13 protein-coding genes and 1 pseudogene are annotated in these 15,613 nt (G+C 32.1%); 10 read left to right on the forward strand and 4 right to left on the reverse strand.

Annotated features, from left to right (window positions below; genetic code table 11):
- Nucleotides 1-17 precede the first annotated feature (17 nt).
- The 6 genes from HX088_RS07075 to groL all read left to right on the forward strand — a co-directional run bounded on the left by HX088_RS07075 (nt 18) and on the right by groL (nt 6,479).
- Entirely contained in the window at nt 18-1,175 is a 1,158-nt protein-coding gene (locus tag HX088_RS07075) for a tetratricopeptide repeat protein (RefSeq protein ID WP_286483772.1), read from the forward strand.
- A 4-nt stretch (nt 1,176-1,179) separates the two neighbouring features.
- Nucleotides 1,180-1,530, forward strand: coding sequence for a preprotein translocase subunit SecG (secG, locus tag HX088_RS07080; protein ID WP_171623173.1), 351 nt, complete (start codon nt 1,180-1,182; stop codon nt 1,528-1,530).
- A 107-nt stretch (nt 1,531-1,637) separates the two neighbouring features.
- Nucleotides 1,638-2,060 (forward strand): hypothetical protein, encoded by a 423-nt coding sequence (locus HX088_RS07085; RefSeq protein WP_225542709.1) that lies wholly within the window; start codon nt 1,638-1,640, stop codon nt 2,058-2,060.
- Nucleotides 2,061-2,066: 6 nt separating this feature from the next.
- On the forward strand, nt 2,067-4,313 hold the full coding sequence (locus HX088_RS07090) for a zinc-dependent metalloprotease (RefSeq protein WP_284584124.1): 2,247 nt from the start codon (nt 2,067-2,069) through the stop codon (nt 4,311-4,313).
- A gap of 154 nt (nt 4,314-4,467) precedes the next feature.
- Nucleotides 4,468-4,746, forward strand: coding sequence for a co-chaperone GroES (locus HX088_RS07095; RefSeq protein ID WP_019975019.1), 279 nt, complete (start codon nt 4,468-4,470; stop codon nt 4,744-4,746).
- Nucleotides 4,747-4,853: 107 nt separating this feature from the next.
- Entirely contained in the window at nt 4,854-6,479 is a 1,626-nt protein-coding gene (gene groL, locus HX088_RS07100) for a chaperonin GroEL (RefSeq protein ID WP_188319648.1), read from the forward strand.
- Nucleotides 6,480-6,911: 432 nt separating this feature from the next.
- On the opposite strand, the pseudogene leuB reads toward groL, so the two are convergent.
- The 4 genes and pseudogenes from leuB to HX088_RS07120 all read right to left on the reverse strand — a co-directional run bounded on the left by leuB (nt 6,912) and on the right by HX088_RS07120 (nt 11,201).
- Nucleotides 6,912-8,036: pseudogene (leuB, locus tag HX088_RS07105) on the reverse strand (3-isopropylmalate dehydrogenase).
- A complete protein-coding gene (gene leuD, locus HX088_RS07110) occupies nt 8,023-8,625 on the reverse strand; it encodes a 3-isopropylmalate dehydratase small subunit (RefSeq protein ID WP_286483773.1) in 603 nt (200 codons plus the stop codon). Before leuD ends, leuB begins: the two are co-directional and overlap by 14 nt.
- Before the next feature lie 12 nt (nt 8,626-8,637).
- Nucleotides 8,638-10,029: a 3-isopropylmalate dehydratase large subunit gene (leuC, locus tag HX088_RS07115; RefSeq protein WP_286483774.1), complete on the reverse strand. Its 1,392-nt coding sequence runs from the start codon at nt 10,027-10,029 to the stop codon at nt 8,638-8,640.
- Nucleotides 10,026-11,201 (reverse strand): 2-isopropylmalate synthase, encoded by a 1,176-nt coding sequence (locus HX088_RS07120; RefSeq protein ID WP_286483775.1) that lies wholly within the window; start codon nt 11,199-11,201, stop codon nt 10,026-10,028. The genes leuC and HX088_RS07120 overlap by 4 nt, the downstream gene beginning before the upstream one ends.
- Nucleotides 11,202-11,349: 148 nt before the next feature.
- On the opposite strand from HX088_RS07120, the gene HX088_RS07125 reads away from it, so the two are divergent.
- From HX088_RS07125 to mqo, 4 genes are all read left to right on the forward strand, one after another.
- Nucleotides 11,350-11,829, forward strand: a complete 480-nt coding sequence (locus HX088_RS07125; RefSeq protein ID WP_225532499.1) for a hypothetical protein — start codon at nt 11,350-11,352, stop codon at nt 11,827-11,829.
- 56 nt (nt 11,830-11,885) lie between these two features.
- Nucleotides 11,886-12,827 carry a hypothetical protein gene (locus HX088_RS07130; protein WP_284584128.1) on the forward strand — a complete coding sequence of 314 codons (942 nt, stop codon included), beginning with the start codon at nt 11,886-11,888 and terminating at the stop codon, nt 12,825-12,827.
- Between the two features lie 81 nt (nt 12,828-12,908).
- Nucleotides 12,909-13,424 (forward strand): RDD family protein, encoded by a 516-nt coding sequence (locus HX088_RS07135; RefSeq protein WP_188319643.1) that lies wholly within the window; start codon nt 12,909-12,911, stop codon nt 13,422-13,424.
- Nucleotides 13,425-13,544: 120 nt separating this feature from the next.
- Nucleotides 13,545-15,020 (forward strand): malate dehydrogenase (quinone), encoded by a 1,476-nt coding sequence (mqo, locus tag HX088_RS07140; protein ID WP_188319642.1) that lies wholly within the window; start codon nt 13,545-13,547, stop codon nt 15,018-15,020.
- Nucleotides 15,021-15,613: the final 593 nt, after the last annotated feature.

A 15,613-nucleotide genomic window follows, 5' to 3' on the forward strand; every position in this document is an offset into this window, starting at 1 on the left:
AACCTTATATTTGAGCAATGACTAGAATTGAATATTTAGTAGCACATCCGTACGAAGTTGAGAAATCGGACATTCCTCTTCTAAAAAAAGAAGTGGAAAAATATCCTTATTTTTATACTTTACGTGCTTTGTTACTTTATGGTTTAAAAAAAGAAAATCATCCATCTTTTGAAGATTATTTAAACAAAACATCAATTCAAAGTAGTAATCGTGTCGATTTATATCATTACATCAATTCTGAACCAATAAAAAAAGAAACAGAAACAATCCCTTTGATTATTGAAGACGAAAAAGAGGAAGAATTAGTTGAAAATAAAATCAATTCTGAAGTTAGTTCAGATGAATCTACAGCTAAAATTGTTGAGCAAAACAACGATACAACCGAAGTAACTGATGAGAATATAGAAGAAAACAGAGAGCAATTTGTCAATAATATCATTTCTAAAGATAATTCCGACGATGTCAATGAAGATATTGTTGATGAAATGATCGAAAATTATACCGAAGAATCTGAATTGAGAACAGATCATGTGGTTGATATTATTTCGGAAGATGAACTAAACGAAGTCGCTGAAATCACAAACGAAGTAGTAGAAATTTCGACTTCTAAAGAAGATAAAACTTCAATAAATGATATTGCAAATGCTGTACAACAAACTTCTGAAATAGAACTAATTGAAAATAATTCTGTCAAAAATGAGGTAGAAATTTTAGCTGAAACAATTGAAGTTATCGAAGAATCGAAACCAGAAGTAAATGATCAGAAAGTTGAAATTGGAGATAATAATAACTCAGAATCAACGTTTTCTTTTACCGATTGGTTAAAAAAAGTTCCTTCTCAATCAAAAACTCAAAAAGAGATTGAAGAAGAACAAGAAATTGCTGAACGAGAAATAAAATATAAGTTGATTGACGACTTTTTGGAAAAAAATCCAAAAATCGTTCCGATGAAAAAAACAGATATTACGCCAGCTAATACCCCATCAAATTTTGTTCAAAACACAGAAGAATATTCGGATTTGATGACCGAAACCTTGGCTCAAATTTACATTGAGCAAAAAAAATATGATAAGGCAATTAAAGCTTATAAGATATTAATTTTGAAATATCCAGAAAAAAATAGTTTATTTGCAAATCGAATTAAAGAAATTGAAAATTTAAAAAACTCTAAATAATAAAATGGGACTATTTCAGTTTTTCATGATTATGATCATGATTTTATGTATATTATTAGTATTAATTGTATTATCTCAAAACCCTAAAGGAGGTGGATTATCTTCTACTTTTGGTGGCGGAGGAGGAAGCCAAATGTTTGGAGTTCAAAGAACAAATAAATTCTTAGACAATACAACTTGGGGATTATTTATCGCTGTTATTGTTTTAATAATTGGAGCAGGAATTACACACGAGAATCCAAATGCAATAAAACCTATTAAACCAAATGTAACGGCACCAGCTAATAATTTACCAACGCAACCAACACAAGACGGAGCAAGTCAAAATCAATTACCAGCTCAACCAGTGAAGTAATTTTTTTTTAGAAAAAACATAGATCAAAAAGCGAATCAGATAAATGATTCGCTTTTTTTTTACTTCAAATTAAATTATTATTCTTAATTTAGTTTTAAACATTCAATATGAAGCACTATTACTTTCTTATAATATTAATATCTATTTTTCTTATTGGTTGCGGACAACAAAAGGTTTTAAAAACAATTTCTAAAGATGAATTAAATGTTTTTAGAATTGCTTTTGACAGAAATGGCTGTAAAAATGAAATTAACGTTTTCACAAACATGAAAGATTTTGACACGTTTCAAAAATCATTAATTGTTCCTGGAGAAAGAAATTCGCCTTTAGAAATTATAGACTTTACAACCAAAAATGTAGCCGTTATTTGTAAAGCAGATATTGAACGTTATGAAATCTTAGAGTTAAAAAATGTTTCTAAAAAAAACATTTTAAAATTAGAGAAAATTAAAGATGAAGCTGACAAATCTGTCAACTTATTATTTATAGAAATTCCAAAAGAAATTAATTATTTAACACTTGAATATTAAAAATTTATGAAATCAAAATTTATTATCTTATCTCTACTTATGGGAGGAACTTCTCTTTTTGCACAAGTTAATCACTGGCAAGAATTGAAGAATAAGAATTATCAACCAACCAATTTAGTAGAAAGATCTACTGTTCCAAAAGAATTTAAATTATTTAAATTAGATGTTAGCAGTTTAGTAAACGATTTAAATTCTGTAGCAAATAAGGGAAGTAATCAACCAAATTTAGTTTACATTCCGAATGAATCGGGTGAATTGACGAAATATCTTGTAGAAGAATCATCAATCATGGCTCCTAAGCTACAAGAAAAATATAACATGATTAAATCGTATGTTGGAAAATCTGTTGACGGAAAATCTACTATCCGATTTAGTTATTCGCCTTATCATGGTTTGAGTGCAATGATAAACAAAGGAAATGAAATTTCTTATATCGATGCATACACAGAAGATTTATCTACTTATATTTCTTACAGCAGAAAAAATGTTGATGATAACACAAACTTCGTCTGTCATACAGATAATGTATATCAACAGAATTTGATCAATCAAATAACAAATGATCTACCTGTAAATAAAATTGCAAACGATGGTAAATTAAGAAAATACCGCTTAGCGCTTGCTACGACAATAGAATACTCGAGATATCATTTTAATAGAGCTGGATTAGCAGGAGGAACAGAAGAAGAAAAAAGAGTTGCTGTAATGTCTGCTATGAATGTAGCAATGACCAGAGTAAATGGTGTTTATGAAAGAGAATTTGGTGTAACAATGGAATTGGTAGAAAACAATGATAAAATTGTTTTTATCACCAGCGATGAATACACAAACAATAACGGATCAACTATGTTGGGGCAAAACCAAACTGTTATCGATAGAGAAATTGGTGTAGAGAATTACGATGTAGGTCATGTCTTTTCAACTGGAGGTGGCGGAGTAGCCTATCTAAAAAGCCCTTGCGGTTCTTATAAAGCTGGTGGAGTTACTGGTTTAAATTCTCCTATCAACGATCCTTTTTATATTGATTATGTAGCACATGAAATGGGACATCAATTTGGTGCTCCTCATACTTTCAATAATTCGTGTGGTGGAAATCGTTCTGGAGCAACAGCTGTAGAACCTGGAAGTGGAAGCACAATTATGGCTTATGCAGGTATTTGTCCTCCTAATATACAAAACAATAGTGATCCATATTTCTCAACAGTTAGTGTAAATAACATCTACACTTTTATCACTTCAGCAGCAGGAAGTTGTTCGGTAAACACAGATTCAGGAAATAATGAACCTGTAATTCAAATCGATAAACTATCGTACGGTATACCACATTCTACTGCATTTGTATTAGACGCTAAAGCTACAGATCAAGACGGAGATGCCATCACGTATAACTGGGAACAAATAGATACTCAAATCGCAACACAACCGCCAGTATCAACTAATACAGCAGGACCTACTTTTAGATCACTTAATCCTACAACAGAAAGTTATAGATATTTCCCTAATTTAAAATCCATCGTTGAAGGAAAGTTAACTTTTGAAACAAATCCAACACCAATGACTTGGGAAGTAATTCCAAGTGTATCTCGTTCGTTAAGATTCTCTATTTTAGTTAGAGATAATAATCCTAAAGGCGGACAAACAGCACGTGAAAATATTACTTTAAACGTGAAAAATGTTGGACCATTTAAAGTAACTTCTCAATCTGAAACAGATCATTGGACACATAATTTACCAGCAACTATTACTTGGGATGTAGCAGGAACTGATGCAAATGGAATTGACACACAAAATGTGAAAATTTTATTATCTGTAGATGGTGGTAAAAACTTTGATTATGTCTTAGCAGAAACAACACCAAATAATGGTACATACGAATTTACAGTTCCTTCGGATATCCAGTTAACAAAAGAAGCTCGCATTATGATCAAAGCAATTGATAATGTATTCTTAGCTGTAAATACAGCGAATTTCGAAGTTTCGGACAAATTAGCAACATTAGATCTTAACACAAAAGACCTTGCTACAATTTCTCCAAATCCATCAAATGGTATTGTTAATGTTAACTTTGCAAAATCAATTGTATCAGCGAAAGTTACCGTTGCAGATTTAACTGGAAAAACAGTTTATACAAATAACTTAAAATCAGCTAAAACTCAGCAATTAGATTTAACTAATCTACCAAACGGTGTGTACATTGTTTCTATCGAAACTGGAAGTGAGCAATTCTCAAAGAAAATTATTATTAAAAAATAATCGCATATAAAATTGCTTAAAATGCCAAGTTGTCTGACAGCTTGGCATTTTTGTTTTAAGGAATGAAATTAACTTATCCATAATGGCAGAAATTATCTATTGGCACGTTTTTCGTTGAATTAAAACCATCAATTATTAAAATAAAAATACAAATATGTCACAATTAAACATTAAACCATTAGCAGATCGAGTGGTTATTGAGCCTGCTCCTGCAGAAACTAAAACAGCATCAGGAATTATTATCCCAGATTCAGCAAAAGAAAAACCACAAGAAGGAATCGTTGTAGCAGTTGGTAATGGTAAAAAAGATGAACCAATGACTGTTGCAGTTGGAGACAAAGTTCTTTACGGAAAATATTCAGGAACTGAATTAAAATTAGAAGGTAAAGACTACTTAATTATGCGTGAAGCTGATATTTTGGCTATCATCTAAATTTAGTTGTAATTAGTAAAATGTATTAAGTACAAAGTAACTTATTTTTAATTTTTAATCATATTCGACTTAAGACTTAAGACTTAAGACAACAAAACTTATAAAAAATGGCAAAAGATATTAAATTCGATATTGAATCAAGAGACGCTTTAAAAAGAGGTGTTGATGCATTAGCAAATGCAGTTAAAGTAACTTTAGGACCAAAAGGTCGTAACGTAGTTTTAGAAAAATCTTTCGGTGCTCCACACGTAACAAAAGATGGAGTTTCTGTTGCGAAAGAAATCGAATTGGAAGATCCAATCGAAAACTTAGGTGCTCAAATGGTAAAAGAAGTAGCTTCTAAAACTAACGACGTTGCTGGTGACGGTACAACTACTGCTACAGTTTTAGCGCAAGCTATCGTTCGCGAAGGTTTGAAAAACGTTGCTGCTGGTGCAAATCCAATGGACTTGAAACGTGGTATCGACAAAGCTGTTACTGGAATCGTTGCAAACTTAAGAGAACAATCACAAGAAGTTGGTGATTCTTCAGAAAAAATCAAACAAGTTGCTTCTATCTCTGCAAATAACGATGATACAATCGGATCATTAATCGCAGAAGCTTTCTCTAAAGTAGGAAAAGAAGGTGTTATCACTGTTGAAGAAGCAAAAGGAACTGAAACGTATGTTGACGTTGTAGAAGGTATGCAATTTGACCGTGGATACCAATCGCCTTACTTCGTTACAAACGCAGATAAAATGATTGCTGAATTAGAGAATCCTTACATTTTATTATGTGAGAAAAAAATCTCTAACCTACAAGAAATCTTACCTCTATTAGAGCCAGTTGCTCAATCAGGTCGTCCATTTTTAATCATTTCTGAAGAAGTAGAAGGTCAAGCTTTAGCTACTTTAGTGGTTAACCGCTTAAGAGGTTCATTAAAAATTGCTGCTGTTAAAGCGCCAGGTTTTGGTGATCGTCGTAAAGCAATGTTACAAGATATCGCTATCTTAACAGGTGGTACAGTTATTTCTGAAGAGCAAGGAATCACGTTAGAAACGGCTACTTTAGAAATGTTAGGAACTGCTGAAAGAGTAGTTATCGACAAAGACAACACAACAGTTGTTAACGGTGCTGGTGATGCAGAACAAATTAAAACTCGTGTAAACCAAATCAAAGCTCAAATCGAAACAACAACTTCTGATTATGACCGCGAAAAATTACAAGAACGCTTAGCTAAATTAGCTGGAGGTGTTGCTGTATTATACGTTGGTGCTGCTTCTGAAGTTGAAATGAAAGAAATCAAAGACCGTGTAGACGATGCTTTACATGCAACTCGTGCTGCTGTAGAAGAAGGTATCGTTGCTGGTGGTGGTGTTGCTTTTGTTAGAGCTTTAGCTAACTTATCAATCGAAACAACTAATGCTGACGAAGCTACAGGTGTTAAAATTGTAACGCGCGCTATCGAAGAACCATTACGCCAAATTGTTCACAATGCTGGTGGTGAAGGTTCTGTAGTTGTTGCAAAAGTAAAAGAAGGAACAGGCGATTTCGGATACAATGCAAAAACTGACGAATATGTAAACATGATCGAAGCTGGAGTAATTGATCCAACTAAAGTTGCTCGTGTTGCATTAGAAAACGCTGCTTCTGTTGCTGGTATGTTAATTACTACTGAAGCTGTTGTGACAGAAATTAAAAAAGATGAGCCTGCTATGCCACCAATGGGTGGTGGAATGCCAGGAATGATGTAATCATCAACTCATAACAATATCAAAACCTTGTCATAGTAATACTTTGACAAGGTTTTTTTTTGATATTGCTTATAAAAAATAAGTAACCTTGTTAAGAATTTAGAGCCTTAACAAGACCTTTATTTGATTCCATCATAACATTTATAATAAAAACTGCACTACTTCTTATTAAAACCTAAGCAGGAGTTGCACAAAAGCTGCACAGGTTTTAATTCAATCTACCTAACCTTATTATTAGCAACCTAAAACACAGTAAGGTTATGTCGATTAAACTCTTTAACTCTGCTTATAACTACATAAAAAACTTATCTGTTTCTCTTAATATACATAATTAACTTATACTGAAAGAGAAGTGTAATGTAAAAATAAACGCATAGAAAAAGCCATTCAGAACTCTGAATGGCTTTTTCATTATGTCATAAATAATAAAAACTATATAATCGTCGATTTTCCCATCAATACATTTTCAAAATTGAAATATGAATGATGATCATGATCGCTCAATAATATCTTAACAATATAATTTGACACAACAGAAGTGGAATAATCACTCGTTTCATCTAAATCTGTAGTTACAATCAAATTATTAATTGCATTTTCAACTGCATTTTCTATTGCTTTTGCACCTTCTTCTAATCCTAAATAACGCAACATCATTGCTGCACTCAAAATAGAAGCCATCGGATTTGCAATTCCTTTTCCTTTTGCTTGTGGATATGATCCATGAATTGGCTCGAACAATGCATTTTCTGTCCCAATAGAAGCCGAAGGCAATAAACCTATACTTCCACCAATCACACTTCCTTCGTCTGAAATAATATCACCAAACATATTCTCAGTCAAAATCACATCAAATTGTTTTGGATTGATGATTAGTTACATTGCAGCATTATCAACAAACAAAAAATCTAATTCAACTTGAGGATAATCATGGCTAATATCCATCGCAACTTTTCGCCATAAACGAGAAGTATCCAACACATTTGCTTTATCAACTAATGTAACTTTCTTGCGTCGTTTCATGGCTTCCTGAAAAGCCAAATGCGTAATTTGCTCGATGTCTTTTCTGTTATACGAACAGGTATCATACGCATGCGAACCATCTTGAGCCGTATATTTTTCACCAAAATATATCCCATTAATCAACTCACGAAAAATAACCATGTCCGTACCTTCTATGTATGATCGTTTCAATGGGCTTTTCCCCAACAAAGATTCGTAAGCTTTGATCGGTCGGATATTTGCAAATAAACCAAGTTCCTTTCTCAGCTTTAACAAACCTTGTTCGGGACGAACTTTAGCGTTCGGATTATTATCATATTTTGGATCTCCAATAGAACCGAACAACACTGCATCAGCATTTTTACATAATTGTAATGTTTCGTCAGGCAAAGGATTTCCTGTTTCGTCAATTGCTATAGCTCCAATTAAAGCTTCCTCAAATTCGAAATTATATTTAAAAAGTTGTTCAACTACATTCAGAACTTTTATTGTTTCCGAAACCACTTCTGTTCCTATTCCATCTCCAGAAAGTACTGCTATTTTATGCGTTTTCATGTTGTAAAGATTTATGGTTTTGTTCGTAAGTTTCTATTTTATCTTTTTGACTGATTAAAAAATCAATGTCATCATATCCATTTAATAAACAGATTTTTTTATATGAATCAACATCAAAGTTGATGGTTTGATCTTGAATTTTTAAGGTTTGTTTTTCTAAATCAATTTCAAATTCTGTTGAAGGGTTTTGGTCGATGATTTCAAAGATTTGATTTAAAACTTCATCCGAAACAACAATTGGTAAAATCCCATTGTTTAATGCATTTCCTTTAAAGATATCTGCGAAATAACTACTAATCACAACATCAAATCCATAATCCTTGATTGCCCAAGCTACGTGTTCGCGACTACTTCCACAACCAAAATTTTTACCAGCAACTAAAATTTTCCCTTCAAACTTTGTATCATTTAATGGAAAATCATTAATTCTTTCATTCTCTTGATTAAATCTCCAATCTCTGAATAAATTATCTCCAAAACCTTCTCTGCTAATCGCTTTCAAGAAACGAGCTGGAATAATTTGATCGGTATCTATATTTTCTATTTTAATCGGTACTGCCGATGATTTTAGTTGATTGATTGAATCCATCTTGTGTTAATTTTAATTGATATCAACAATTTTCCCGTGAATTGCTGCTGCTGCTGCTGCTGCCACCAAAGGACTTGCTAATAATGTTCTTGAATTAGGACCTTGACGACCTTCAAAATTTCTATTCGAAGTCGATACACAGTATTTTCCTTCCGGAACTTTATCATCGTTCATCGCCAAACAAGCCGAACAACCTGGTTCTCTCAATTTGAAACCAGAGGCTTCAAAAATTTTATCCAAACCTTCTTCTATTGCTTGCTTTTCTACTTGTTTTGATCCTGGAACAATCCACGCTATTACATTTTTATTGCGCTGTTTTCCTTTTACATAATCTGCAACTTGACGCAAATCTTCGATTCTCGCATTGGTACAACTCCCGATAAATACGTAATCAATTGGATGATTGATGATCGATTGATTATCTTGGAAGCCCATATATTTCAATGCTTTTTCAAACGATTCTTTTTCATTTTCGTTTAATGAATCTTTCGAAGGAATCATATCTTTCACCGAAATTCCCATTCCCGGATTCGTTCCAAACGTAATCATTGGAAAAATATCAGCTGCATCAAATTCTATTTCTTCATCAAAAACAGCATCTGCATCGCTTGCTAAGGTTTTCCAATACGCCACTTTTTGTTCCCATTCCTCTCCTTTCGGTGCAAATGGTTTGTTTTTTAAATAATCAAAAGTTGTTTGATCAGGTGCAATCATTCCTCCACGAGCTCCCATTTCAATCGACATATTACATACTGTCATTCGTCCTTCCATAGACATCTTTTCAAAAACATCTCCCGCATATTCACAGAAATATCCTGTTCCGGTATTTGTTCCAACTTTAGAAATGATATATAAAATCACATCTTTTGGTTGAACATTCGGATTTAATTTTCCATTGACTTTAATTCGCATCGATTTTGGTTTATTCATCAACAAACATTGACTTGCAAAAACCTGTGCGACTTGACTGGTTCCAATTCCGAATGCAATTGCTCCAAATGCACCATGCGTAGAAGTATGACTATCACCACAAACCATGCTCATTCCAGGTTGTGTAATTCCTAATTCTGGTGAAATGATATGAACAATTCCTTGATAAGGGTGTCCTAAACCATAAAATGTAATGTTATTTTTTTCGCAATTAATGGCTAATTGTTCTAATTGTTGTTTAGATAATGGATCTCGAATTGGTTGATCTTGATCGATTGTTGGCACATTGTGATCTGCGGTTGCTACAATTTGATCTGGTCTAAAAACTGGAATGTTTCTCGCTTCCAATTCAGAAAAAGCCTGTGGGCTTGTTACTTCATGAATCAAATGTTTATCAATATAAATCACTTGTGGTCCATCTTCCACCTGGCTAACAACGTGTGCATCCCACACTTTATCAAATAATGTTCTCATGCAAATTTTCTTTGTGTTGTTTGGTTAAATTGATGCATTAATCCAAGTAAATCTTCGCGAACTACTTCTTTTTTAGTATCTGCAATGGCTAAAAACTGTTCATATAAAACATCTAATTCATTTTTAGAAGTCTCAAAACCAATATCTTTTAAACGATACGCTAAGGCTGAACGTCCACTACGAGCTGTTAAAATAATAGATGATTCGTTTACACCAACATCTGCAGGATTAATAATTTCATAAGTTTCACGGTTCTTAATTACACCATCTTGATGAATTCCAGAACTATGTGCAAAAGCATTTGAACCTACAATCGCCTTATTAGGTTGAACCATTATACCCATAGTTTCTGATGTTAATTGACTTAACTCCGTTAACATTTGAGTATTGATATCTGTATAAAAATTAAGTTCTTTGTGTTGTTTAAAAATCATAACGATTTCTTCTAAAGCTGTATTTCCTGCACGCTCACCTATTCCATTAATTGTACATTCAATTTGACGTGCTCCATTTATTGCTCCCGCAACCGCATTAGCAGTAGCCAAACCTAAATCATTATGATTGTGACAAGAAATAATCACACGATCAATTCCTTGAACATGATCTTTCAAATATTTTATTTTATTTCCATACTCAAAAGGTAAACAATAACCGGTTGTATCTGGAATATTAAGCACTGTAGCACCCGCTTTAATTACTTCTTCACAAACTTGTGCTAAAAAAACATTGTCTGTACGTCCTGCATCTTCAGCATAAAACTCTACATCATCTACAAACGTTTTTGCATAAGCAACAGCTTCTACAGCGCGTTCTATGATTACCTCACGATTCGAATTAAATTTATGAATGATATGAGAATCCGAAGTACCAATTCCGGTATGAATTCTTGGTTTTTGAGCAAATTGCAAAGCCTTTGCTGCCGACTCTATATCTTTTTTGTTTGCGCGAGTCAAACCACATACAGTTGCATTCTTTACCAATTTCGATATTGCATTTACAGCATCGAAATCTCCTGGACTTGAAATTGGAAAACCAGCTTCAATCACATCTACTCCTAACTCGTCTAATCTCGCAGCAATATCTAACTTTTGTTTTTTGTTTAATTTGCAACCAGGAACTTGCTCTCCATCTCTTAACGTTGTATCAAAAATTTGAATCTTTTCAGCACTCATAGCAATTTGTTTTGATTGTTATTGTAATGTAAAAATAAAAATGTGCTAACTTTAAGTTTCTAAAACAGAATACCTTTTACAATTCTTAAAGCTGTTTTACTCGTGATAAAATATTGCTTTTCAACAACTTAACTTAAGATTAATTACAATGTCAAATTATAATAAAGATGCTCTATTTAGTTTAATAAAGTCTTTAAATCGTTCCGAAAAACGTCAATTTAAGCTTTACGTTAATCGTTTGCAGATAAATGCAGATGCAAAATTTTTGTTATTATTTGATGTATTAGATAAGTTGAATGAATATGATGAAACAATCATTTTAAAGAAAAAAATTACAACTAAACAACAATTATCAAACCTAAAAGCTCATTTATATAAACAAATTTTAATTAGTTTGAGAATGAATCCTTCTCAGCAAAATTCAAGAATGCAAATACGTGAACAGTTTGATTTTGCAACGATTTTATATCAAAAAGGATTACATAAACAAAGTCTAAAAATGTTAGACAAAGCCAAATCACAAGCCTTAGATTTTGATGAAAAAGCAATCGCATACGATATTTTAGAACTCGAAAAAATAATAGAATCTCAATTTATTACTCGAAGTATTTACGGACGTGCTGATTAATTAAACAATCTGAAGAGTTAAGTTTACAGAAATTACAAGCAAGTAAATTATCAAATTTGTCGCTTAAATTATACAGTATTCTACTCGAAAATGGATATGCAAAAGATGAAGAAGAAATAAATAGAATTCAAAACTTTTTCAATTCAGAAACCCAAAATATTAATTTCAATCTCTTAAAATTCAAAGAAAAACTTTGGTTTTACAAGGCAAATGTATGGTTGTCGATGTTAACACAAAACTTAGATTCAGCTTATGAATTTTCTAAAAAATGGGTGGAATTATTTTACGAAAAAAAAGACCGTATTCTTAGTCATCCCGTTTGGTTTATTAAAGGAAACAGCTATCTATTAAAAATTTTGTACCTGAAAAAAAATTCAGACGAATTTAAATTTTGGTTTGATAAGTTAGAATCAGCTTATGAGATTTTACCTCAAAATGATAATGTAGAAGCGCTTTGGTTCATCAATAAATTCAATAGCAAATTGAATTACTTTTTTATCAATCCAAAAGAAAATATCAGTCCTTTTTTGATTAAAGATATTCTACGAGAAATAAAATTACATCAACATAAAATCGATAATCACCATATTTCGGTACTTTACCTTAAAATCGCTGCCTATTATTTTCTAAACAACGATTGGGATCATTCGTTCGAATATTGTCAAAAAATTATCAGTAGTGAAGCGAGTATTCAGGAAGATTTACATTTTTATACATTGGTTTTAATCATGATGAATTTGTATGATTCTGGCAATGATCAAGATTTGGATACTTATTCCTATAAAACACATCAATTTTGCAAGAAAATGAAAAACAGTAACATCATTACGCGAAAAATTAGTTTGTTTTTTATTGAATTGAATGATTTGTATCCAAACGAAAAAGTAAAAGCGTTTAAAGAATTAGATCAATTTTTAAAAAATGCTGACAGCCAAGAATTATTAAGACGAAATACCAATTACATTAATCTTAGACGCTGGATAGAAGACAAAATTTAGGTTAAATAATATCTTCAAAATAATTTTAATTATTCGTTCATTATTATATATTTATAACTAATTAACATTAAAAAAAATAGTATGTATCAAGATTACAAAGTTGGTGAACACAAAGCTAACAAGGGAATTCGCTTTCTAAACTTTATAATTGATTATGTATCAATTATTTTAGTAACAATGCTTTTTTTTGGTATAATCGCAACAATTATAGTCTTAATTAATCCAGAAAGCAACATTCTATATCAGTTAGAAAATATCAATCCACTTCTCGACAGAATTATTACAGCAATTTTCTATATATTATTAATTTTTCTGTCTGAATTTTTAACCAAAGGTCGTTCTTTAGGAAAACTAATTACAGGCACTAAAGTTGTAATGATTGATGGTTCTGAACCTACTACAAAAGATTATTTTAACCGCAATCTATGTCGTCTTATTCCTTTTGACGTACTTACTTTTTTAGGAGAAAATGGTTGGCACGACAAAATTTCGAATACAACAGTTGTTAATAAAAAGGCTTTCGAAGCAGATTTATCTTATGAAGACATAATTGATACTATTGGAAATACAGAATCTGAAAGCAATATGATAAAGTAAATTCATTTCAAATCATCTCAAAACAATAATTTATGTAATAAATCATTGTTTTTACTGCATATTATTTCGTGAAAAAGGCTATTTATTAATACCTTTGCAACGTAAATATATTTTTGAAAAATGGAAAAACAACCTCAAGAGGTAGTATTAATTGGTGCTGGAATAATGAGTGCTACATTAAGCATACTTCTTAAAAAAATAAATCCGGCTATTAAGATTTCTGTTTTCGAAAAATTAGATAAAATTGGATTTGAAAGTTCTGACGCTTTCAATAATGCTGGTACAGGTCATTCTGCTTTTTGTGAATTGAATTATACACCTATTGACAAAAATGGTAATGTAAACATTGACAAAGCAATTAACATTGCAAAACAATTTGAAACTTCGAAAGAATTTTGGTCTTACTTAGTTGAAAATAATTATGTTTCTTCTCCAGAAAAATTCTTACGTCCAACTCCACACATGTCTTTTGTTTGGGGAGAAGATGATGTGAATTTCTTGAGAAAACGTTACGAAAAACTATCTCAACACCCTTTATTCAAAGACATGGAATATTCTGAAGATTTTGCAAAAATCAAAGAATGGGCTCCGTTGATTGTAAATGGTAGAAATGAATCTGAAAAAGTTGCGGCAACGCACATGAATTTAGGAACTGATGTTAATTTTGGTGAGTTAACTCGTCAAATTTTCCAAGGTTTAAAAAACAAAAACGAAATCACACTTGAAACTGAACATGAAGTAAAAGACTTAACTCGTCTTAGCAACGGTAAATGGGCAGTAAAAGTAAAAGATTTAAAATCGGGGAATAATAAAGCTGTAAATGCAGACTTTGTGTTTATTGGTGCAGGTGGAGGAGCAATTTTATTGTTGCAAAAATCTGGAATTCCAGAATCGAAAAAATTTGGTGGTTTCCCTGTTGGTGGACAATGGTTGATATGTCAAAACGAAGAAGTCATCAAACAACATCATGCAAAAGTATACGGAAAAGCAAAAATTGGTGCACCACCAATGTCTGTTCCTCACTTAGATACACGCGTTATTGATGGTAAACAATCTTTGTTATTTGGTCCATTTGCCACATTCTCAACTAAATTCTTAAAATACGGATCTAACTTAGATTTATTTAAATCTGTAAATTTAGGTAATGTAGGTTTCTTGATGAATTGTGGTTTAAACAACATCGACTTAACAAAATACTTGATCGAACAAGTGATGTTATCAAAAGCTAAAAAGGTTGAATCTTTACAAGAATATTTACCTGAAGCGAAATTAGATGATTGGTTTGAGCAAACTGCAGGTCAACGTGTTCAAGTAATCGAGCAACAAGACGGAAAAGGTACTTTAAAATTTGGTACTGAAATCGTAACCTCTCAAGACGGATCAATGTCAGCCTTATTAGGCGCATCTCCAGGAGCATCTACTTCAGTAAGTGCAATGCTAAACTTAATGAAACAATGTTTCCCTGATTTAATGAAAAACGATTGGAATGACGCAATCAAAACAATGATTCCTTCTTACGGTGAAGATTTAGGTCAAGCCGATTTAATCGAAGCTTCTCGCGCTAGAACAACAAAAGTTCTTAAAATTTTAGAATAAAAATTTTTCTTACACGCTATACAAATCCTGGTAATTTATATTATCAGGATTTTTTATATAATTTAGTTTCAGCAATATTGTATTAAACTTTACAACAACAATTAAACTTAAATAATTTCTTTCTGGGCGTTCCCTCGCCAACTAGCATCCTATTAAATTATATGAATCCCTTAGCGCTCGGTCGGGCTATCCGCTGCAATCTTTTGTTTGGAGTAACATAGCACCTAAAAACAAAATCCTTTGTCAAACAAAAGGATTTCCACTACTATCCCTAACGCGGGTTTTAAGTTATAACCATAAGACATTAATAAATCTGTCATTCTGTGAGTTTAATGAAGAATCTCAACTATTCGTCAATTCGAGTAAAAATCTGTGATTTTTGTATCGAGAACTTAGACCAAAAGAACGCATTTCAGCTGCGTGAAGCTCTAATATCTAATTACTAATATCTAATTACTAACATCTAATTACTAACATCTCAAAAAAATCTAAACACAAAAAAGCCTCAAGATTATTTCTTGAGGCTTTTGATAAAAACTGGCGACGACCTACTCTCCCGCAATAGCAGTACCATCGGCGCAGGCAGGCTTAAC

The sequence above is a fragment of the Empedobacter sp. 225-1 genome (assembly GCF_030328185.1).
In the GTDB taxonomy this organism is placed as follows: domain Bacteria; phylum Bacteroidota; class Bacteroidia; order Flavobacteriales; family Weeksellaceae; genus Empedobacter; species Empedobacter stercoris.